At 63.1% G+C, this 2,167-nt stretch carries 1 protein-coding gene; it reads left to right on the forward strand.

Annotated elements, in window-relative coordinates:
* A partial coding sequence (locus RMO15_RS31600; protein WP_309722765.1) for a PDZ domain-containing protein occupies positions 1 to 2,167 on the forward strand: 2,167 nt, incomplete at both ends.

Raw genomic sequence — 2,167 nt, forward strand, 5'->3', positions numbered from 1 at the left:
TCAAGCCAGACGATCCCAACACGATGCTCGTGGCACTCTGGGAGCGCAAGCGCGATGAGTTCGATGCCTGGTCGGTGCTCAAGCCACCTGATGGCACCGATGGCTACGACCCCGAGGTGAAGTGGGGCAAGCACGCCGGAAACTACAAGACCACCGATGGCGGCAAGAGCTGGAAAAAGCTCACCAAGGGGCTCCCTAGTAACAAGATCGGGCGTATCGGGCTGGACTTCTACGCCAAGAACCCCAATACAGTCTTTGCCATTGTGGACTGCGAGAAGATCGGGCAGGGGCCACAGCCCAAGTACGGCTCGCTGGGCATTGTCGGGCAGGACGAAGAGCTGCGTGTCGCGGGAGCCATTAAAGTGGCGCAGGTGGTCAAGGGCGGTGCGGCAGAGAAAGCGGGCCTGAAAACCGGCGACATCATCAAGGCGCTCAAAGGCACTCCCATCGCCTACCGGCAGCTCATCGCCAAGGTGCGCGATGCCAACCCCGGTGACACGGTGACGCTCACTATCCTGCGCGATGGCAAGGAGCAAGAAATCTCGGTGGTTCTTGATGAGGCAAAGGCCGAGGAAGCACCGGATCTGGGGACGCTGATCGGGGCGTTCGTACGTGACGGCGAGAAAGGGGTGACGGTCGCCTTTCTGCGCGACGAGGGCGCTGCCGATAAGGCGGGAATCGAGCAGGGCGACACGGTGACGGAGGCCAACGGCGCTCCCACCACCAACACCGCCTCGCTTCTGGCGGCGTTCACTGCCGTTAAGCCGGGCGAGAAAGTAACCCTCACCGTGCTCCGCGAGGGAGCCAGCAAAAAAGTCACCGTGGAGCGTCCCAAGATCGAGCTCCCCAAGCGTCCCTACGAGTTCAACTACCTGGGCCAGGCCGCCAATGTGATGAGCAAGCAGGGGGAGAGTGGCCACGAGTACGGCGGCATCTACCGCTCCGACGACTGCGGCGAGACCTGGAAGCGCATCAACTCCCTCAACCCACGCCCGATGTACTTCTCGCAGATCCGCGTCGACCCGACCAACGACCAGAACCTCTACGTGCTCGGGGTGGAGATGCACCAGAGCCGCGATGGGGGCAAGACCTTCACCGACGACGCCGGAACACAAGTCCATCCCGACCAGCACGCGCTCTGGATCAACCCGCGCGACAGCCGCCACATGATCCTGGGCTGCGATGGCGGCACCTATGTCACCTACGACCAGTGCGCCAACTGGGAGCACTTGGCCCATGTCGCCATTGGGCAGGCCTACCATGTCTCGTTCAGTCCCAAGGAGCCGTTCTGGGTATTTGCGGGCTTTCAGGACAACGGAAGCTGGGGCGGCCCCACCAATACGCTCATGGGCACTGGAGCTTCCAACGACGACTGGCTCTCGATCTCTGGCGGCGATGGCTTTGTGACTCGCGTGGATCAAGACGAGCCCGACTGGGTCTATACCGAGAGCCAGGGCGGCTCGATCTCCCGCACCAACCTGCGTACCGGTGAGCGCGGCTCGATCTCCCCGCGCCGGGAAAAAGACAAGACGTTTGGCTTCAACTGGAACACCCCCTATATTCTCTCGGCGCACAACCAGAAGCTGTTCTACTCCGCCGGAAACTATGTCTTTAAGTCCGTGAACAAGGGAAGCGACCTGCGCATCACCTCGCCCAAGCTGGGGCGCTCGGATCGGGGAACTGCCACGGCGCTGGCGGAGTCGCCGCTAAACCGGGACGTGCTCTGGGTGGGCACGGATGACGGCATGCTCTGGGTCTCCCGCGATGGCGGCAAAGAGTGGAAAGAGGTCTCCAAGAAGCTCGGAATCTCCGGCTGGCGCTGCGTCGCGACGATCGAGGCATCGCGCTTTGTCGAGGGGCGTGCCTATGTCGCTCTGGACGGCCACCGCTCCGACGACGACAAGCCCTACCTCTTTGCTACCGAGGACTTCGGCGAGACCTGGAAGCCGCTCCATGCCAAGCTCCCCGCCTTTGGCTCGACCCGCTGCCTCCGTGAGGACACCGCCGTGCCGGACTTGCTCTACTGTGGCACGGAGCTGGCGGCCTTTGTGAGCCTGGATCGCGGCGCAAGCTGGACGAAGCTCAATGCCAACCTGCCGACCGTAGCCGTCCATGAGCTGGCGGTTCATCCGGCCACGGGCGAGGTGGTCGCCGCTGCCCACGATGC

This window comes from Armatimonas sp. (assembly GCF_031410135.1).
Classification (GTDB): Bacteria; Armatimonadota; Armatimonadia; order Armatimonadales; family Armatimonadaceae; genus Armatimonas.